The organism is Phyllobacterium sp. GQ127, from assembly GCF_059758635.1.
The window spans coordinates 697223-715938 of the sequence record NZ_JCAXDZ010000001.1; the positions used below are offsets into that span (position 1 = coordinate 697223).

General features: G+C 52.4%; 19 protein-coding genes. 7 read left to right on the top strand and 12 right to left on the bottom strand.

Going from position 1 to position 18716, the window contains the following annotated elements; genetic code table 11:
- Positions 1-4: 4 nt before the first annotated feature.
- Together clpS and AC6CHM_RS03640 are read right to left on the bottom strand one after the other, a co-directional pair.
- Entirely contained in the window at positions 5-337 is a 333-nt protein-coding gene (clpS, locus tag AC6CHM_RS03635; RefSeq protein WP_162802512.1) for an ATP-dependent Clp protease adapter ClpS, read from the bottom strand.
- A 215-nt stretch (positions 338-552) separates the two neighbouring features.
- The gene (locus AC6CHM_RS03640) at positions 553-885 is read right to left on the bottom strand and encodes a phasin family protein (protein ID WP_498172024.1); all 333 of its coding nucleotides are present in this window, start codon (positions 883-885) and stop codon (positions 553-555) included.
- 284 nt (positions 886-1169) lie between these two features.
- Here AC6CHM_RS03640 and AC6CHM_RS03645 point away from each other — a divergent pair, with 284 nt between their 5' ends.
- On the top strand, positions 1170-2504 hold the full coding sequence (locus AC6CHM_RS03645) for a serine hydrolase (RefSeq protein WP_354343772.1): 1335 nt from the start codon (positions 1170-1172) through the stop codon (positions 2502-2504).
- A 49-nt stretch (positions 2505-2553) separates the two neighbouring features.
- Positions 2554-2826, top strand: a complete 273-nt coding sequence (locus tag AC6CHM_RS03650) for a hypothetical protein (protein ID WP_498172025.1) — start codon at positions 2554-2556, stop codon at positions 2824-2826.
- 187 nt (positions 2827-3013) lie between these two features.
- Here AC6CHM_RS03650 and AC6CHM_RS03655 read toward each other — a convergent pair whose 3' ends face one another.
- Together AC6CHM_RS03655 and AC6CHM_RS03660 are read right to left on the bottom strand one after the other, a co-directional pair.
- A complete protein-coding gene (locus AC6CHM_RS03655) occupies positions 3014-3451 on the bottom strand; it encodes a DUF1489 family protein (protein ID WP_115052997.1) in 438 nt (145 codons plus the stop codon).
- Between the two features lie 69 nt (positions 3452-3520).
- Complete coding sequence (locus tag AC6CHM_RS03660) at positions 3521-4921, bottom strand: L-serine ammonia-lyase (RefSeq protein WP_498172026.1); 1401 nt, start codon at positions 4919-4921, stop codon at positions 3521-3523.
- Positions 4922-5162: 241 nt separating this feature from the next.
- Between AC6CHM_RS03660 and AC6CHM_RS03665 the strand changes: the two genes are divergently transcribed.
- A complete protein-coding gene (locus tag AC6CHM_RS03665) occupies positions 5163-5876 on the top strand; it encodes a DUF599 domain-containing protein (protein WP_307285235.1) in 714 nt (237 codons plus the stop codon).
- Here AC6CHM_RS03665 and AC6CHM_RS03670 read toward each other — a convergent pair.
- Positions 5871-7070 carry an MFS transporter gene (locus AC6CHM_RS03670; protein WP_498172028.1) on the bottom strand — a complete coding sequence of 400 codons (1200 nt, stop codon included), beginning with the start codon at positions 7068-7070 and terminating at the stop codon, positions 5871-5873. The genes AC6CHM_RS03665 and AC6CHM_RS03670 overlap by 6 nt on opposite strands.
- Before the next feature lie 196 nt (positions 7071-7266).
- On the opposite strand from AC6CHM_RS03670, the gene AC6CHM_RS03675 reads away from it, so the two are divergent.
- Positions 7267-8232: a heparan-alpha-glucosaminide N-acetyltransferase gene (locus tag AC6CHM_RS03675; protein ID WP_498172029.1), complete on the top strand. Its 966-nt coding sequence runs from the start codon at positions 7267-7269 to the stop codon at positions 8230-8232.
- A gap of 4 nt (positions 8233-8236) precedes the next feature.
- Here the strand turns inward: AC6CHM_RS03675 and AC6CHM_RS03680 are convergent, their stop codons facing one another.
- The 6 genes from AC6CHM_RS03680 to AC6CHM_RS03705 all read right to left on the bottom strand — a co-directional run bounded on the left by AC6CHM_RS03680 (position 8237) and on the right by AC6CHM_RS03705 (position 14408).
- Positions 8237-8623, bottom strand: a complete 387-nt coding sequence (locus tag AC6CHM_RS03680; RefSeq protein ID WP_115053294.1) for a MerR family transcriptional regulator — start codon at positions 8621-8623, stop codon at positions 8237-8239.
- Between the two features lie 111 nt (positions 8624-8734).
- Positions 8735-10147 (bottom strand): magnesium transporter, encoded by a 1413-nt coding sequence (mgtE, locus tag AC6CHM_RS03685; protein WP_336440056.1) that lies wholly within the window; start codon positions 10145-10147, stop codon positions 8735-8737.
- A 50-nt stretch (positions 10148-10197) separates the two neighbouring features.
- Positions 10198-11646 carry an aldehyde dehydrogenase family protein gene (locus AC6CHM_RS03690; RefSeq protein ID WP_115052993.1) on the bottom strand — a complete coding sequence of 483 codons (1449 nt, stop codon included), beginning with the start codon at positions 11644-11646 and terminating at the stop codon, positions 10198-10200.
- Between the two features lie 150 nt (positions 11647-11796).
- Positions 11797-12393, bottom strand: a complete 597-nt coding sequence (locus AC6CHM_RS03695) for an anthranilate synthase component II (RefSeq protein WP_498172031.1) — start codon at positions 12391-12393, stop codon at positions 11797-11799.
- Positions 12390-13784 carry an aminodeoxychorismate synthase component I gene (gene pabB / locus AC6CHM_RS03700; protein ID WP_498172032.1) on the bottom strand — a complete coding sequence of 465 codons (1395 nt, stop codon included), beginning with the start codon at positions 13782-13784 and terminating at the stop codon, positions 12390-12392. Before pabB ends, AC6CHM_RS03695 begins: the two co-directional genes overlap by 4 nt.
- A 201-nt stretch (positions 13785-13985) precedes the next feature.
- Positions 13986-14408, bottom strand: coding sequence for an Lrp/AsnC family transcriptional regulator (locus AC6CHM_RS03705; RefSeq protein WP_115052990.1), 423 nt, complete (start codon positions 14406-14408; stop codon positions 13986-13988).
- Positions 14409-14541: 133 nt separating this feature from the next.
- On the opposite strand from AC6CHM_RS03705, the gene rocF reads away from it, so the two are divergent.
- Both rocF and rocD read left to right on the top strand, forming a co-directional pair.
- A complete protein-coding gene (gene rocF, locus AC6CHM_RS03710; RefSeq protein ID WP_307285255.1) occupies positions 14542-15531 on the top strand; it encodes an arginase in 990 nt (329 codons plus the stop codon).
- Between the two features lie 24 nt (positions 15532-15555).
- Positions 15556-16764 (top strand): ornithine--oxo-acid transaminase, encoded by a 1209-nt coding sequence (gene rocD, locus AC6CHM_RS03715; protein ID WP_307286544.1) that lies wholly within the window; start codon positions 15556-15558, stop codon positions 16762-16764.
- A gap of 45 nt (positions 16765-16809) precedes the next feature.
- On the opposite strand, the gene AC6CHM_RS03720 is transcribed toward rocD, so the two are convergent.
- Positions 16810-17448, bottom strand: coding sequence for a LysE family translocator (locus AC6CHM_RS03720; protein ID WP_115053292.1), 639 nt, complete (start codon positions 17446-17448; stop codon positions 16810-16812).
- A gap of 227 nt (positions 17449-17675) precedes the next feature.
- Between AC6CHM_RS03720 and AC6CHM_RS03725 the strand changes: the two genes are divergently transcribed.
- Positions 17676-18716, top strand: coding sequence for an LLM class flavin-dependent oxidoreductase (locus AC6CHM_RS03725; protein ID WP_307285261.1), 1041 nt, complete (start codon positions 17676-17678; stop codon positions 18714-18716).

Below are 18716 nucleotides of genomic sequence, written 5' to 3' on the forward strand. Positions count from 1 at the left end.
AACCTCACTTTTTCTCCATCACGCATTGCAGCGGATGTTGGTTTTGCCGCGCATAGTCCATGACTTGGGTCATCTTGGACTCCGCGACCTCATAGGTAAAGACACCGCATTCACCGACTCCATGATTATGCACATGAAGCATGATTCTGGTGGCATCTTCTTTGTTCTTCTGGAAAAAACGTTCCAGAACATGAATGACGAATTCCATGGGAGTGTAATCGTCATTAAGAATCAACACACGGTAGAGACTCGGCTTTTTCAGCTTTGGTTTTGTACGGGTAATAACAGCCGTGCCCCGACCGGGACCGTTGCCATTGCCTTGGTCCTCATCCTGCATTTTGGGTGAAAACGTATTCATGTTGTTGCTGCCTGCATTCTGATCGCCATGTGTCGCTCTGTACATTCTATGTAGGTCGCGATGAGCTAATTTTAAGCCCTATCCTGAAGCTTGCAATATCAAGTTACACTTGGCAAAGGCGATTTGCTGCTTCAAGGATAAAAAAAGCCCGCTTGCAGGGCAAGCAGGCTCAAAATCAACCTTGTGAGAGCGTGTCAGCTCCGCAGTTTTACCAGCACTGCTTCATAAGGCTTGAACGCTTCTTTCGCGATATCCGCGTAAAGCTCACTAAATTTGGCAGCTTGCGCCACGAATGCTTCGTAAGCATTTTTGGTAAAAATGCTGTGAGCATGGAAGGCCTGCTCGACGGACCGAGTGGATGCGAGCTTTTGAACCAATGCTGAGCCATCCTGGAGCGATTTTGTCGAATAATCGGTAGCTTCGCCTACAATCGTCTGCAAGCCTTCGTTCATTGCAGAAACGCTGGCCATACTATTGCCCAGAAATTCTTTGCTTTTCTCGTTCAGCGCGCTGAGTGAGGTGACCATAATTCAGACCTTTCAAATGAACTTTTGTTATTGGCGTGGAGTTAGTGTGCACTGCACAAAAAGTCAAATTCAAGGTAGCTGCGATTTTAACCTTAAAAATTAATCAAAATCGACGGAAAACCGTGAACCTTCCGGTTACCATAAAGGGTTTGGTAACGCTGATACGGCTAAAGTCTACACATCCGTTCTGATGCCTTTGATCATCAGTAAATTTCGACGCATATACCGAGCAGGTGTTGATTGTGCTTTACCCGGCCCGCCAGACTTCAAAACTAATTACAAAAATGGCTTATGCCCTGCTCGCAGTGGCAATCATATCCGGGTTGAGTTTGGGCATCGCCACGCAGGCCGAAGCTCAAAGCAAGGCTGCCTCGATCGTCGTGGATGCCAATACGGGCAAGACCCTCTATTCATCCAATGCAGATGCAAAGCGTTATCCCGCTTCACTGACCAAGATGATGACCCTCTATATGCTCTTTGAAGCGATGGCGGCAGGCAAGGTTTCAAAATCGACGCCAATCGCTGTGTCGGCTTATGCTGCCTCCCAGCCGCCCACAAAGATCGGTTTCAAACCCGGCCAGACAATCAGCGCCGAAGCTGCAATTCTTTCTCTGATCACCAAATCCGCCAACGATGCTGCAACTGCCATAGGTGAACATCTTGGCGGCTCAGAGCAGCGTTTCGCAGTGATGATGACCAACAAGGCACGCCAGCTTGGCATGCGCAATACTCAATTCCGCAATGCGAGCGGCTTGCCTGATGGTCAGCAATATTCAACAGCACGTGATCTGGCGGTGCTCGGCATCGCGCTCCGCGAGCATTTCCCACAATATTACAGCTATTTCTCAACCCGCAGCTTCAGCTATCGTGGCCGCCGCATCGTTGGTCACAACAGGCTTCTCGGTAAAGTCGAAGGCGTTGATGGAATCAAGACCGGCTACACCCGCATGTCCGGCTTCAACCTTGTTTCGTCGGTCAATACAGGCGGCAAAAAGCTCGTAGCCGTCGTAATGGGCGGATCAAGCGGGGGCTCACGCGACGCTCAAATGGCCAAGTTGATTGCGCAATATCTTCCTTCTGCATCGCGCCGCGATGGTGGAAATCTGCTCGCATCCCGCAAAAACAGTCAAATCAGCGTTGCTGCTCTCGAATTGCCTGAAAACGATAATGTTCCTGTCCCGGTCCAGCGCGAAGTCGCCGCTGCTCCAGTAGAGGCTGAAGAAGTTGTAACAGCCTATGCGGCACCTGCCCCAGCCGCCTCACCGGCAGCACAGATTTTGCGCATACCAGCCCCAACACCTAAAGAGGAAGTCGGCGAAGGCGATCAGTCTGAGGTTGACCCTGTAACGACTGCTTCGGCATCTCCCGGCGGCTGGATGGTGCAGATTGGCTCCACAGGCAGCCCTCAAGAAGCAAAGGCTCTGCTGTCCAAGGCCGTCTCACAGGTTGGCGCCCCTGTTGCAAGCCTTTCGCCCTATACGGAAAAATTCCAGAAGGGTTCCATTACCTATCACCGCGCGCGCTTTGCTGGCATCTCCTCCGCCAAGGCTGCCAACAGCGCTTGCGCCGCTCTGAAGCGTCAAAGTTTCAACTGCTTTGCGATTGCACCACAATCGTAAGGCGATTGATGAAGAAGGCCCCGATTGTTTAGCGTTAAGGGTTTAGGTCATGTCGAGTATCATAGAACAAGATAGTTCCTTTGGTTTTGCCCCCAAGTCTGCCAAGCCACGGCTGAGCGGCATTGGAGCATTGCAGCAGGCAGCATTGCGTCTTGCCGATCTGCGCCGGGGCGGTACTAACGCCTTCAAAACCATGGATCTCGTCAATGTGTTGTTGTGTCAGGCAGCACGGACCCGCCGCGCGGCTTTGCCGGCTGTTCGCGTGCGTTTGCAGTCGCAAGGCCGCAATGGTTTAACCGCGGTGCGCCTGCGTCTTTACTGATAAAATACCGGCCATGCGCTGAGTTTGTAATGGTGACAACGATATTGTGCGCCCTTCGACAAACTCAGGATGAGGGAGGTGGGTTGATTGCAGGGCGCCAACTCTAGCAAGTTGTCGCTGCAACCCATAAAACTTCCCTTATGGTGAGCTTGTCGAACCACGCAATAAATCAATGCAATCAGGGTAACTAAAGTAGCCCCAGCGAGGCCAGCTCATTCCGCAGCTCCGGTGGCAGTTTGGCACGGCCGGATTTGCCCTGCCCCTCATCCAAGGGTGCGTCTTCGCTCGTAAGATAGCGCCACCCCTGAAATGCCCGCCTCGGCTGCCATTCGGTTACGATAATGCGCGGCTCCAATACGAGATTGCAGCGCGAAATTCCTTCATCATCCGTAAATGTCCGCAGATCGGTCAGGCGCTGGCGGCACTGAATATTGCCCTTGATGACCCAATAGAGCGATCCGCCATCCAGAAGCTCTTCAGCACGTTTTGGCACCATGCGCGTTGTATGAAACTGTTCCGCAGGCAGACCCGCGCGGCGGCGTTCATCCAGACGGAAATCAATCCAGGCGGCCAGATCTTCGATTGCCGTACAGCCGACACAGAGTTTTACGAGGTTAAGAGCCATAGGCTAGCTTTTACGCTTCCGGGTTGTTCGGTCAACCTTGGGCAACGTTTCGTCCACAGCGGCAATGAATCAGCATTCCACCACATTGACAGCCAGACCACCCAAGCTGGTTTCCTTGTACCGCTCATTCATGTCCATACCTGTCTGGCGCATGGTTTCGATACAGGCATCCAGCGGGACAAAATGGGTTCCGTCGCCTTTAACCGCCAATGAAGCCGCCGTAACCGCCTTCACCGCGCCAAGCGCATTGCGCTCGATACAGGGCACCTGCACAAGGCCAGCGACAGGATCGCAAGTCATGCCAAGATGATGCTCAAGGGCAATTTCGGCAGCATTTTCAATCTGCTCCGGCGTTCCGCCAAGGACAGCCGCCAAACCGGCAGCGGCCATAGCTGATGCAGAGCCGACCTCACCCTGACAACCGACCTCAGCGCCCGAAATGGAGGCATTGGTTTTGACGATCCCTCCAATGGCTGCCGATGTCAGCAAAAAATCCCGAATGCCATCCTGATCCGCGTCCTCGTGGAAATGCAGATAATAGCGCAGAACTGCCGGAACAACGCCAGCGGCGCCATTTGTCGGGGCAGTTACAACACGGCCACCGGCAGCATTCTCCTCATTCACAGCCATCGCATAAACTGACAGCCAATCATTGGCCAGCAGGGGATTGATGCGATTTTGCCGCCACTCTTCCTGAAGCCGATCATGCAGATAACGGGCACGGCGCTTGACCTTAAGGCCACCTGGCATAATGCCTTCCTGCTCCAAGCCGCGATCAATACATGAGCGCATGGCTGACCAGATGCGATCAAGACCAGCATCCAAATCAGCGCGACTCATGAACATTTCTTCGTTGCGCCGCTTCATTTCAGCGATGGAAAGGCCGCTTTCCTTTGCCATGCTCATCATCTGCGCGGCATTTTTAAAAGGAAACGGCACCGAATGATCTGCTTTGGGCGCCGTGCGTGTCTTCGCTGATTCCAATTCTTCTTCGGTTACAACGAAACCGCCGCCGATTGAGTAGAAAATCCGGCGGAGCAATAACCTATCATCAACATCATAAGCCTCGAAAGCCATGCCATTGGCATGGCCGGGAAGCGCAGTGCGACGATCCATGATGAGGTCCATAGCCGGATCAAAGCGATAGACGGGATGACCTTCTGGTGCGAGCGTCTTTGTCTGCTTAACTTTCTCAAGCAGGGCATCCATCTCGTTTGGATCAACAGTTGCCGGCAAAAGCCCGCATAAACCCAGAATCACCGCCCGGTCCGTAGCATGCCCGATACCAGTAAAGGCCAAGGATCCATGCAGATGCACACGCAGCCTGTGGACTTTCACACCCGTAGGGCGCGGCCACTGGCCATTCTTCAATTCATCAAGAAATTGTCCACCGGCAGTCATCGGTCCCATCGTGTGGGAACTCGAAGGACCAATGCCGATTTTGTACAGATCGAAAACCGACAGGAACATCAAGCAACCTCAAAAGGTGGAATCCGGAATATTCGATAATGGCTGGTCGGCGAGGAAAGGCGCAGCCAGCCACCGACCTAGCCTTGCATTTATACGACATAGGGTGTGTGAGACGAAAGTCCAATAGCTATTTGTGTCAGCAATTATTGACACGAAACAGAACTGCCCGAATAAAGGTTGAATAGTACCCCATTCTCGGAGCCTGCACATCCTGGGGTCCGACCCCAAGGGTGATGGAACAATGACGAATCCGAATATGTCCTATTGGCTCGATGTTGTGGCGCTAGTGTATTTTTTCGCCGTCTGGGCGCTTTATTCGCACACCACGGCCAATGGCTTTGGTGGCAGAAAATCCCTGACATCCGAGATGAATCACGCACGAAGCCAGTGGATGACGACAATGGCCACGCGCGAGCTGCGCATGATCGATACCAGCATCATGATCGGGTTGCAGCAAGGCACAGGATTCTTTGCCTCAACTTCGATCCTGGCAATCGGCGGCTGTTTCGGCCTTCTCAACTCTTCGGGTCGCGTTCTGACCCTGTTTCACGAACTGCCATTCATCAGCGAAACAACGCAACAGCTGTTTGAGACAAAGATACTTGGTCTGCTCATCCTGTTCGCCTATGCGTTCTTTAAATTTGCCTGGTCATACCGGCTGTTTAATTATTGCTCCATATTGATCGGCAGTGTGCCTATGGCCCGCGATAGAGGTCCCGATGATCCGCAGGTGGTTGCCGGAATCAATCGCGCCGCCGGGATAAACATTCAGGCCGGGCAGCATTTTAACAGCGGCCTTCGCGGCATATTCTTCTCGATAGGATATTTAGGCTGGTTTCTTCACCCGGCGCTGTTCATGGTCACGACAACACTGGTTGCCTTCGTGCTTTTACGCCGGCAGTTCTTCTCAAAAGCGCGCGACGTTCTCATCCGCAATGCCCAAACTGGCCTATAGACGGCGTGGCAGATATCGCCAGACGAATATGGCTGTGAACAGCATCAACGCTGCCAATGCGATAAAGATCGAGCCGAAGCTGAAGAATGTCAGGATGATCGAGTAAAAGAAGGCGGGCAGTATTTCGGAAAAATCGAGATAAGTCCGATATACAGCGGTCATTTGGGCTCGTTCATGCGGGTGTACAGCCCGAATGAATGTCGTGGATGCCAATGTATCGAGCGCGACACAGAAAAATGAACCGGAAAGCAGCATGAGTGCTGCAATCATCGGAAAACTTTCGCCAGCAATTCCCGCACCGATCAGGGCAATAGCCAATAGGATAAATATGCCGGATATTGTTCGCGTTAAACCCTGCGCCATTCCGATTTTGCCCCACAGAATGGAACCAAGAAGAAACAGATTGCCTAAAGATACGAGCAGCCCGCCGGCGAGCGATCCCTGCCCCGTCGCTACCATGAGGATCGGGCCGTAGACGAAGAAAGTGCTCCAATAACAAGAGCGGGAAAAGGCAATGAGCCAAGCCAGTCGCAACCTCGGCTGAACGACAAACCGGCGCACATTTGCAATGGGGTTTGCCGGACGGCTGGGGCCCTTTTGCAAGGCCGGGTTATCGCTAAGCCGGAAATACCAGAACAGCGTCAGCAAAAGAATGGAAAAACCGATCGATAACAAAAATGGAGCGATCATCCCGATGCGGGTGTAAAGAAAAACACCCAAAAAAGGCCCGGCCGTCCAGGCGAGCGTCGCAGTTGCCATACGTACGGACTCGGCTCGGACAAGTTCGCCTTTCTTGATATGGTCCATAATGTAAAGGCTGAGCGTTATCGAAAGCGTTCCTGCCCCGAAGGTTCGAAGGAACAGTCCAATTGCCTGTCCTGATATTGTATCAAGCGCAAATGCGACGCATCCCAGCATCAGGGAAACTGAACCAGCTGTGTACACCCATCGCCGTGGAATGCGCACGATCAGCAGCGGGATCGATAAGGTTGAAATAAGCCCGAGCAAAGACATACAGGTATAAAGAATGCTGACGCTGCGTTCGCTTTGCAAAAGATCATAGGTCTGGATCGGCACCACACTAGTAATGATCGCACGGGCCATCGATTCGATGCCGAAAAGGATGGCAAATACCCGCACTGTTGGACGCTTGGCCGTGTTGATCCAGATGGGATGCCGAACTTGATTTATCACGATGGGACTTTGAATATTGATTCGAACGCTGCAGGAAGCATCGAACGAGAATCCATCGATAGCAGTCAATTAGGCGACATAACATGCAACTTTCGATGGATTTTTCACAATCCGTGATGGGATTGCTGAAACGTCATGGATTTTAAGCGCCAGCTCCAATAGCTTGCGGCAAACTTTAGCTACGAGATTCCATAAAATGAGCCAAAACGCTGTCTCAAATCCTCCGGTAAAAGCACGCCTTGGCAAACTCGATGTGTTGCGCGGCATCGCTCTTATTGCAATGGCGACATATCATACCGGTTGGGATTTTGAGTTCTTCGGCTATTTGGAGCCCGGCACAACCGGACATGGTATGTGGAAGCTCTATGCCCGCTGTATTGCATCGACATTTCTGGTGCTTGTCGGCTTCAGTCTCGTTCTGGCTCATAGTCGCGGCATTCGCTGGCGACCCTTCGGCATCCGACTAGCGCAAATTGTTGCCGCAGCGCTGGCAATTACAATTGCCACCTATCAATTCACCCCGGACAGCTTTGTATTCTTTGGTATACTCCATCAAATTGCGGCTGCGAGCCTTCTTGGCCTGCTTTTCTTGCGCTTGCCAGCATTTATCATCGCTTTCGCCGCTGCTGGAGTTGTTGCCGCGTCCCATTTTCTGGCATCATCGGCCTTTGATGCCCCGTGGCTATGGCCGCTGGGTCTTTCCGAAATTTCGATCCGCTCCAATGATTTTGTACCGATATTTCCCTGGTTCGGAGCGGTATTGGTGGGGATGGCCCTCGCCAAAACATTCCAGCATCTCAATTTGCTGACCTTGTTTGCGGGCAATATCAAACCGGCTTGGCTGGACAAAGGGCTGCGCTTTATCGGTCGCCATAGCCTTGCCTTCTATCTGATTCATCAACCTGTGCTTATCGGTTCTGTCTACGTTATTTCGCAGATTTCCCCCCCATTCCTGCCTGCCAGCCGCTATGCGGGTGAATGTGTGCAAAGCTGCGAAGTGACCTATGACAAGGCCCTTTGCGAAAACTTCTGCGGATGTGTCGTGGGTAGATTTCAGGCAGACGGAATATTCGCTGACGCACTATCGGGAAAGCGAAATCCGCAAACCGATCCGCAAATGCAGGAAATCCAGCAGATTTGTCTTAACGAAACCGGTCAGTGAGACTTCAGGTATTAACGCCCAGCTCAGCGAGCCGCTCAATGCAACCCTCTTCCACCTGATCTAGTTCTGCCAAGGTTTCTTCGATATCCCGGCGCTTCTGGCGCAGCTCACTGCGTTTTTCTTCCACGCGCTTCATCATAAGATGAATCTGTCCAAGCTCACCGGGGGGTGCCTTGTACATCTGGATGATTTCCTGAATCTCGGAGATCGAGAAACCCAGGCGCTTGCCACGAAGAATCTGCTTTAGCAGATGCCGATCAGAGGGACGGAATAAGCGTGTGCGCCCGCGACGCACAGGGTGGATCAGTCCTTCATCTTCATAAAAGCGCAATGTCCGGGTTGAAACACCGAACTCCCGTGTCAATTCTGTAATTGAATAATATTCGCGGATAGCAGACACAGATCATTCTCTCTTTAACCGATTGAATGTAGTGGTCACGAATTTACGTAAAAGTCAATTGAACGATTGTACTCGGTTGAAAACTTTGGTGCATAACAACTTTTATTTGAAGCCAAACCACCATGTTGCAAGGCCGAGAAATGACGAAAAGCCAACCACATCGGTGATTGTTGTCACGAATACCGCTGAGGCAATCGCCGGATCTGCGCCGAATCGGTGGAGGAGCAGCGGAATGAGGATTCCGCCAAGCGCGGCCGCCAGCATGTTGATTATCATCGCACAAGCGATGATGCCGCCAAGATTGACACTGCTGAACCAGAAAGCCGCGACCAGACCTATCAGTATTGCAAAGATGACGCCGTTGATCAGTCCCACGGATGCTTCACGTCTTATGATACGGCCAGCATTATAGATATCCATGTCACGGGTGGCCAGCGCGCGCACTGTAACAGTCATCGTCTGCGTGCCTGCATTGCCGCCCATGGAGGCAACAATCGGCATGAGCACGGCGAGCGCGACCATCTGCTGGATCGTGCCGTCGAAAAGCCCAATGACAGATGCCGATAGAAATGCCGTGAACAGATTGACCACAAGCCACGGCGTACGCGAGCGCGAGGTGGAAAGGATCGAGTCGGAAAGCTCTTCGTCGCCGACGCCGCCGAGGCGCATAATATCTTCCTCGGCCTCTTCTTGAATAACGTCAACGATGTTTTCAATTGTCAGAACACCGACCAGACGCTCATTTTCGTCGACAACAGCGGCAGATAGCAGATCATATTGCTCGAAAATTTGCGCAGCTTCTTCCTGGTCCATCGTTGCCGGGATCGCATGCCGTGTTTCGTGCATGATATCTTCGATCTTCGTATCGCGGCGCGTGCGCAAGATGCGATCAAGATCAATGGCGCCCAGCAGCCGAAACATCGGATCAATGACAAATATCTGCGAAAAGGATTCCGGCAGATCATCATTCTCGCGCATATAGTCGATGGTCTGCCCCACCGTCCAGAACGGCGGCACAGCCACAAACTCGGTCTGCATGCGGCGGCCAGCCGTCTCTTCCGGATAACCCAGTGAACGCCGGAGGCGCACCCGCTCGGTAAATGGCAATTGCGCCAGAATCTCGTCGCGGTCTTCCTGATCGAGATCTTCAAGAATGTAGACGGCATCGTCGGAATCGAGGTCCTGAACGGCCTCGGCAATCTGCCTGTTTGGCATTGCATCGACGATTTCGAGGCGGACAGCCTCATCCACCTCGGTGAGCGATGCAAAGTCGAACTCATCGCCAAGCAATTCAACCAATGCGCGCCGCTGTTCTGACTGCAAGGCTTCAAGAACATGACCCAACTCGGATTGATGCAGCTTGCCAACATGCGAACGCAGAAACAGCACATCGCGATCGGCAATAGCCGCGCCGACGCGAGCAAGATAAGACGAGCGCACAGCGCCATCTTCGCCATAGATGTCCACGTCCTCAACATCAGGCGCGGCATTGCTCAGGCGTTCTGTTTCATCCATTCTGTCCGCACCCGTCTGCTGGCATCAATCGTCGTTCAGGCAATACAGGCTCAAGCGGTGCTGTCTTCCCAACCGCTTATGGCCTTCACTTCCAGGAAGTCTTCAAGGCCCCAATGACCGCCTTCGCGGCCGATACCTGACTGCTTATAGCCACCGAAAGGTGCATCTGCCGCATGGCTCGCGCCATTGATACGCACCATGCCTGCACGAAGCTGCTTCGATACGCGTTTGATGCGCTCAACATTACCGGACTGAACATAGGCGGCAAGGCCATAGGGCGTGTCATTGGCGATTTCGACAGCCTCCTCTTCTGTATCAAAGGGAATCATCGTCAGAACCGGACCGAATATTTCTTCGCGAGCAATGGTCATGCCGTTGTTCACGTCAGCAAAAACGGTCGGGCGGACATAGTAGCCACGATTGAAACCCTCGGGACGTCCGGTTCCGCCGGCAATGAGCCGCGCGCCTTCCTTGATGCCCTGTTCTATCAGACCCTGCACCTTGTTGAACTGAAGTTCGGAAACCAAGGGGCCCATATGGTCACCTTCCTGCGAAGGATCGCCAACCTTGGTCGCTTTGGCCGTTTGTGCGGCAACTTCTGTTGCCTTGTCATAGACAGAACGTTCGACGAGCATGCGTGTCGGCGCGTTGCAGGACTGTCCGGTATTATTGAACACATGGGCGACGCCGCGCTTTACTGCTGCTTCAACATCCGTGTCAGCGAAAACAATGTTTGGTGATTTACCACCAAGTTCCAGCGAAACCCGCTTGACCGTATCGGCAGCAGCTTTGGTGACAGCAATGCCAGCGCGCGTAGAACCGGTAAAGGACATCATATCAATGCCCGGATGGCGTGACATAGCTTCGCCCACAGTCGGCCCATCGCCATTGACGAGGTTGAAAACACCTGCGGGCAAGTCAGAAGCGTCAATAATTTCCGCAAAGAGCATGGAGGACATTGGTGCAACTTCAGATGGCTTCAGAATGACTGTGCAGCCCGCAGCAATCGCAGGAACGACTTTCAGCACCACCTGATTCATCGGCCAGTTCCAAGGTGTAATGAGGCCGCAAACGCCAATTGCCTCATAGGCGATACGTACATTCTTGTTGTGTGCATCAAGCGGGCGTTCGAATTCGAAATTCTTCAGCGCGCGCTGAAAGGCCTTGAGGTGCCCCATTCCTGAAGCCGCCTGTTCTTCGAGCGCCATGGTCATGGGCGCACCCATCTCAGACGATATTGCCCTGGCCATATCGGAGAGGCGCGATTCGTAAATGGCGATCAGGCGTTCCAGCCAAGCGAGGCGATCCTCGCGGGTGCTGATACTCCACGTGGTGAAGGCATTGCGGGCAGCGATAACTGCTTTGTCCACATCAGCGGCAGAACCAAGAGAGATCGTGGCAAATGCTTGCTCGTCAGCCGGGTTGATCACTTCAAGCTCTTTGGCGACAATAGGAGCTATCCATTTTCCATCAATATAGAAATCGGTCTTGCGCAGCATGATCTGTCTCCTGCTCATTTGCTTTATAAAAGGCGATTGTAACAAGACCGCCCACGATCGGCGGACGTCATATTGTTTGTGTAGCGAGGATAGGCGAAACGTCCAACAGGAATATCGAACAAAGAGGCGAAAATTGCGGCGCGCGCTAATTTACACCTTTATTTGTTCGCGATTGAACTGCCGTGCAAGCCGCAAAAAATTCCCGAGCATGGCATGACCATACTCGGTCAATACGGATTCCGGATGGAACTGAACGCCATGGGTTGGGTGGCTTGCATGGGTCAGCCCCATGATTTCACCCGAGCCGGAACGTGCATTAATCAATAATGGACCCGCTTGCGGCTCGTACTCCACGATCAATGAATGATAGCGTCCCGCTTTAAGGGGGCTCGGCAGGCCCTTGAAAACACCCGTGCCGTCATGCTGGATTGCCGACGAGCGACCATGCATTGGTTCGCGTGCCCGCACAACGCTGCCGCCAAACACTTCTCCAATACATTGATGGCCAAGACATATGCCGAGTATAGGAATTTCCCCGCTCAGCTGTTCGATAATTGCCAGCGACTGCCCGGCCTGGCGCGGTCCGCATGGTCCCGGTGAAAGGATAATGGCCTCTGGAGCGAGGTGCTTTACTGCTTCAGCTGATATGGCGTCGTTTCGAACCACTTTCGGGATCGTGCCAAGCTCTGCGAAATAGCGTGCAACGGTAAAAACAAAAGAATCGTAATTATCGATGATCAGGATCACGGCGCATCCTCTTCAAAAACGCTGAAGATGCGAGCGGCTTTATCAAGGGTTTCCTGATACTCGGCTGCCGGATCCGACAGCGCTGTTATCCCGCCGCCAGCTTGAAAAACAGCCTTACCGCCCTGAAACAACACGGTTCGGATCCCGATATTGCTGTCGCAATTACCATTGAAACCCATATAGCCTATCGAACCGCAATAAATGCCCCGCGCCTGCCGCTCGATCTCGGTAATGATCTCCATTGCCCGCAACTTTGGAGCGCCGGTTATTGATCCTCCGGGGAATGATGCAGCGATCAGATCCATCAATGATGTGTTTTTGGCCAACTCGCCAGTCACCACCGAAACCAGATGATGAACGCTGGCATAGGTTTCCAGACCGCAAAGCACTGGCGTCAGAACCGAGTGTGGACGACAAACGCGCGACAGATCATTGCGCATCAGATCGACAATCATCAGATTCTCAGCGCGATCCTTTTCAGATCCAAGAAGCATGTCGGCAAGTTGCTTATCCTTCACAGGATCGGAAGATCGCGGCATTGTGCCTTTGATCGGCCGTGTCTCGACGTGGCTTCCAGTGACAGCGAGAAACCGCTCCGGTGAACTTGACGCAATAATGATGTCACCATGATCGAGAAAAGCAGCGAAAGTTGCAGCATTTTTCTGGCGCAATTGCTTGTAGAATTGCCATGGCGCATAATTTTCGGGAATGTTTGCGCTGAAACACTGGGCAATGTTCGCCTGAAAAATATCTCCATCGAGAATATATTCCACGACCCGGCTCACCGCCTGCATATAGCTTTCACGGTCAAAATTGGAGTCCCACTCTGTACGGGGGATGGCTGGCTTTCGTTCCGCAACGCCGCTTTCCAATCTGGTGAGTTGGTCTAAAAACAGTCCTGCCCTCTCCGCAGCGCGCTCTGCACGAGCACTTTCTTCCAGTTCCGGAAACCCGGTTGAAATCAGCCAAACTTTTTGTTCTGTGTGATCGAAGGCCAGAACGACATCATAAAAATTCCATATGGCATCCAGCATTGTCCCTTGTTCTGGCACTTCTGGCTTTGGCAATCGCTCAAGCAAGCGCCCGAATTCATAAGAGAAATAGCCTATCGCGCCTCCCTGGAATGGCGGCAATCCGGCTTGTTCTACCGTGCGGTATAATTCGAGATAATGTGAAATAGCGTCCCGTGCGGGCATACTCACCGGCTCATTATTCCATCTTACACTGCCCTGATCGGCGATCAGCTGACCGAACGGATCAGCGGCCACGTAGGAGTACCGTCCGAGGGATTCGTGACGCATCGCACTGTCGAGAAAGCTCAATCCTCCGAGCGCCCGCAAACGTTCGGCAGCATCGACAGGCTCCAGCCATGGAATTTCACGAATATGCAAATGGCTCTCCCGAGAGTATCAGCACCGGACATTAGATATTTTTACAGTAACATTATGCGTGGTTCGACGGGGCTCACCATGAGAAAAGTGGTTTGGCTGCTTTATAAAACAGCTCATAGAAACTGTCTTAAAATCAACTCACCTTCCTCATGGTGAGCCCCGTCGAACCACGCATAATGCTGGTGCAAACATTATAATCGCTTAGCTTTTACGCGTAGACAAAAGGATACTTGTCTCTGTTGAGGTGATTCCGTCAATGTGGCGAATATCACGCAACGTTTTGTCAAAAGCCTCAAGGGTCTCGACCTCAATCTCAGCAACAATATCCCAGCGCCCATTGGTGGTATGCATGGCCCGGATTTCCGGGAAACCCTGAAGGCGGCGAATAACCTTCTCGCCACCCTGCCCGGCAACTTCGATCATGGCGATGGCCCGTACTCCATAGACACCAGCGCCAGCTTTCAAGGTGATTGTGAAGCCCTGAATAGTGCCATCATTGGTCATTTTGTCGATACGAGTGCGCACGGTGGCGCGCGATATGCCCAGGATTGTAGCCATCGATGAAACCGGCAGGCGGCAATCATCTCTCATCAATGACAAAAGCCGACGATCAATGTCATCCATACCTATCAAACCGATCAATATTATTAAGCAAACTGCTCATTATGTTGCGCATTTCTATCAAGATGCTGGCTTTTTGTCACCATTAAAAAATGCGAACATCAGGAAACGACAATCTGCGAAATGGCGACGATTCATGAATATGCACGGCAATTTTGATGATACTCAAAAGCAAAACCTGACCATTATCGGCGCCCCTATTGAAGAGGGCGCAGGTCGGCTTGGCGCATTGATGGGACCGGCCGCTTTGCGCACGGCAGGGCTTGTGCGTACACTTGAAGAACTCGGCCATGCTGCGGAAGATCGCGGCGACCTGCACCTTCCTGAAATATTGCCCAATGTCCCGCCGGTTAACGGTCTTGCCCATCATATTGAAGAAATCGCCGCATGGTCGCGCATGCTAGCGATCGAAACCTATAACGCAATGAAATCAGGCTCTTTTCCGATTATTCTTGGTGGCGATCATAGTCTTTCCATCGGATCGGTCGGCGGCATTGCGCGCTATTGTGAAGAGCAGAATCGTGAACTCTTCGTGCTTTGGCTTGATGCGCATTCTGATTTCAATACGCCTGCCACTTCGCCATCCGGCAACATGCATGGCATGCCTTTGGCTCTTTTGTGCCGGGAACCCGGCCTCGAAGGCGTTTTCGGCGATGAACCGCATGGTTTCGTCAAACCGGAAAACCTCCACCTTTTTGGCATCCGCTCAATTGACAGCACCGAGCGCGTGCTTCTGCGCGAACGGGGTATTGATGTCGTTGATATGCGCCAGATCGATGAGTTCGGCGTTGCACCGCTCCTGCGCCGAATTCTCGAACGCGTGCAAAAGGCAAATGGCGTTCTCCATGTCAGCTTTGACGTTGATTTTATTGACCCGTCCATTGCACCCGGTGTTGGCACCACAGTGCCCGGCGGCGCGACCTATCGTGAAGCACATCTCGTCATGGAAATGCTGCATGATTCAGGGGTCGTCTGCTCGCTCGATGTTGTCGAGCTGAACCCTTTTCTGGACGAGCGGGGCAAGAGCGCTTTGTTGCTCGTCGATCTCGTGGCCAGCCTTTTTGGCCGCTCAGTTTTCGGAAAACCAAATCGCGTTGATCAGGGCACAACCGCCATCAATGCTTGAATATGGCAATAGGAGGATATTTTGCTGCACACAGCCGCCGATCTCATTTCTACCGAATCCCGTCTTGGGGCACATAACTACAAACCCCTCGACGTAGTGCTGGAGCGCGGTGAAGGTGTCCATGTGTGGGATATTGAAGGCAATCGCTATCTAGATTGCCTGTCTGCCTATTCAGCGGTCAATCAGGGGCATTGCCATCCCAAAATTCTAAAGGCCATGACTGAGCAGGCCAGCAAGTTGACGCTGACCTCCCGCGCCTTTCGCAATGATCAGCTTGCCTTGTTTTATGAAGAACTGGCGGCACTGACCGGCTCCCATAAAATTCTACCCATGAACAGCGGCGCGGAAGCTGTCGAAACAGCGATCAAGGCCGTTCGCAAATGGGGTTATGAAGTAAAAGGCGTTCCGGAAAACAGTGCGGAAATCATCGTCTGTTCCGATAATTTTCATGGCCGGACCATGGGAATTGTTGGCTTCAGCACAGATCCTTCAGCGCGAGAAAACTTCGGACCATTTGCTCCCGGCTTCAAGGTGGTTCCCTTTGGCGACATCGATGCGTTCAGCGCCGCCTTGACCCCTAATACTGTTGCCTTCCTTGTTGAACCCATTCAGGGCGAAGCTGGCGTTATCATTCCACCCCAAGGCTATTTCACTAAAGTGCGCGAGCTTTGCACCAGCAATAATGTGACGCTTATTCTTGATGAAATCCAGACAGGGCTTGGCCGGACAGGCGCGCTACTTGCTGAAGAACATGAAGGCATCGAAGCCGACGTAACGTTAATAGGAAAAGCGCTTTCCGGCGGTTTTTATCCGGTTTCTGCCGTTCTTTCCAATACCGACGTGCTTGGCGTCCTAAAGCCTGGTCAGCATGGCAGCACGTTTGGCGGGAACCCGCTTGCCTGCGCAATTGCCAGAGCAGCGCTCCGCGTCCTTACAGAAGAAGGCATGATCGAGAATTCCCGGGTCGAAGGTCAGTACTTCCTTGAACAGCTAAAGGGCATTCGTAGCAACATCGTGCGGGAAGTCCGTGGCCGTGGGTTGATGCTGGCCGTCGAATTGCATCCTGAAGCCGGTGGCGCAAACCGCTTCTGCTATGAGCTGAAAGAGCGTGGCATTCTTGCCAAGGATACCCATGGCGACACAATCCGCATTGCCCCGCCTTTAGTTATCAAGCGCGATCAGGTGGATTGGGCGCTCGAACAATTTGATGAAGTACTGACAAGGCTCAACTAACACTAAACCAAAACTGCTCTGTACTCTGAGTTGTGCGGAGCAGTTTTAGATAGCTGGCCGGTAAGTAGCCAGTTTCAGCCCAAACCCGATGAAAACAACGCCTGTCACCCCCTTGAGCCAGCGCTGGAATTTTCCTTGCCGTGTGAAGGCCGTCAGCTTTGAAAAAAGAAACACAATCGAGCCGAACCAGACAATATTGATCATGGAATGCAGGAAAACGAGCAGAAAAGCCGATGCTACGGGATGAGCATTCAAAGGAATGAATTGCGGGAAAATCGCAAGATAAAACATTGATACTTTGGGATTCAAGCCATTCGTCAGCAACCCCTCGAAGAACGCCTTCAAAAGAGTACGCTGACGCTTTGCGGGGGCGATCCTGGGTGCAGTTTCAACACCCTTGAAGGCAGCCATCAGCGCCTTAATTCCGATCCAGCACAAATAAGCCACGCCAATATATTTGACGATCATAAATGCCGTTGCGGATTTCATGACAATGATGGAAATACCCAGAATTGACAAAGCGCCATGTATGTAAAATGCGGTAAAGAATCCCGCAATATTGGCAAATCCGGCTGCGCGGCCAGAGGTCGGAACCGTCTTGGCAATCAACATGCCGTTGGGTCCGGGTGATGTGACCAAAAGCGTGGCAGTGATCACGAAGGCAAATATTACTGACCAGCTCATATGCGTCACCATCCTTTTGCTTTTGCATATATCTGACAAATGAACATGAATTAGTCACTGCGAATCTTGTCACGGTGGCATGTTCAGCCGGGCATTCCACGCAAATCACGTTTCGCCTGCAAATTGAACGGTCACTTTTTGGTGCCTCGGACACTGAAATGTGCGTTCTTCACAATACGAGTCGACAAGCTTACCTACGGTCTAGTTTGAAAACGAAGAGCACAATCATGGAACTTGGCATTTATACATTTGCGGGTATGAGCCCGGACCCAACAACCGGTGTTGCGATTGATGCTCATCAAAGGATGCAGAATCTCATTGAAGAGATGGAACTGGCGGATCAGGTTGGGCTGGATGTATTTGGTATTGGAGAGCATCACCGCCCTGACTTTGTAATCTCTACACCTGCAGTAGCGCTCGCCGCTGGCGCTGCCCGCACCAAGAATATTCGCCTTACCAGCGCCGTTACCGTTCTGAGTTCAGAAGACCCGGTACGGGTGTTCCAGGAATATGCCACACTTGATTTGATTTCGTCTGGCCGCGCTGAGATCATGGCCGGACGCGGCTCTTTCATCGAGTCTTTCCCTTTATTCGGATATGATCTTCGCGATTATGATGAGCTTTTCACAGAAAAACTCGATCTATTGCTGAAGCTACGCGAAAGTACGCGTGTGACATGGCACGGCAAATTGCGGGCACCATTGGATAACATCGCTGTATATCCCCGCCCGGTGCAAAATCCCTTGCCCGTATGGATTGCTGTCGGTGGAACGCCGGAATCGGTTGTCAGAGCCGGCACGCTGGGGCTGCCGCTTGCCGTTGCGATCATCGGCGGCGAGCCGCATCGCTTCGCGCCTTTGGTTGAACTCTATCGTGAATCGGGAAGCAAAGCTGGACATTCCCCGGAGACGCTCAAGGTTAGTATCAACTCGCATGGCTATGTGGCTGATACGTCGCAAGAAGCCGCTGATGGATACTGGCCATCTTACGAAGTTGTCATGAATAAAATCGGCCGCGAACGTGGCTGGCCGCCGAGCAATCGTGCGCAATATGAAGCTGGACGCACGCCTCGGGGCGCTCTCTTGGTTGGTTCTCCGCAAGAGATCATCGACAAGATCATGCTGCAATACACTTACTTCAAACATGATCGCTTCATGTTGCAGATTGATCTTGGCAGCTTGCCGCATAAGAACACGCTCAAAGCGATTGAGCTTTACGGTACGAAGGTAGCGCCGGTCATCCGCAAAGAGCTTGGTCAGCTTGGCTGA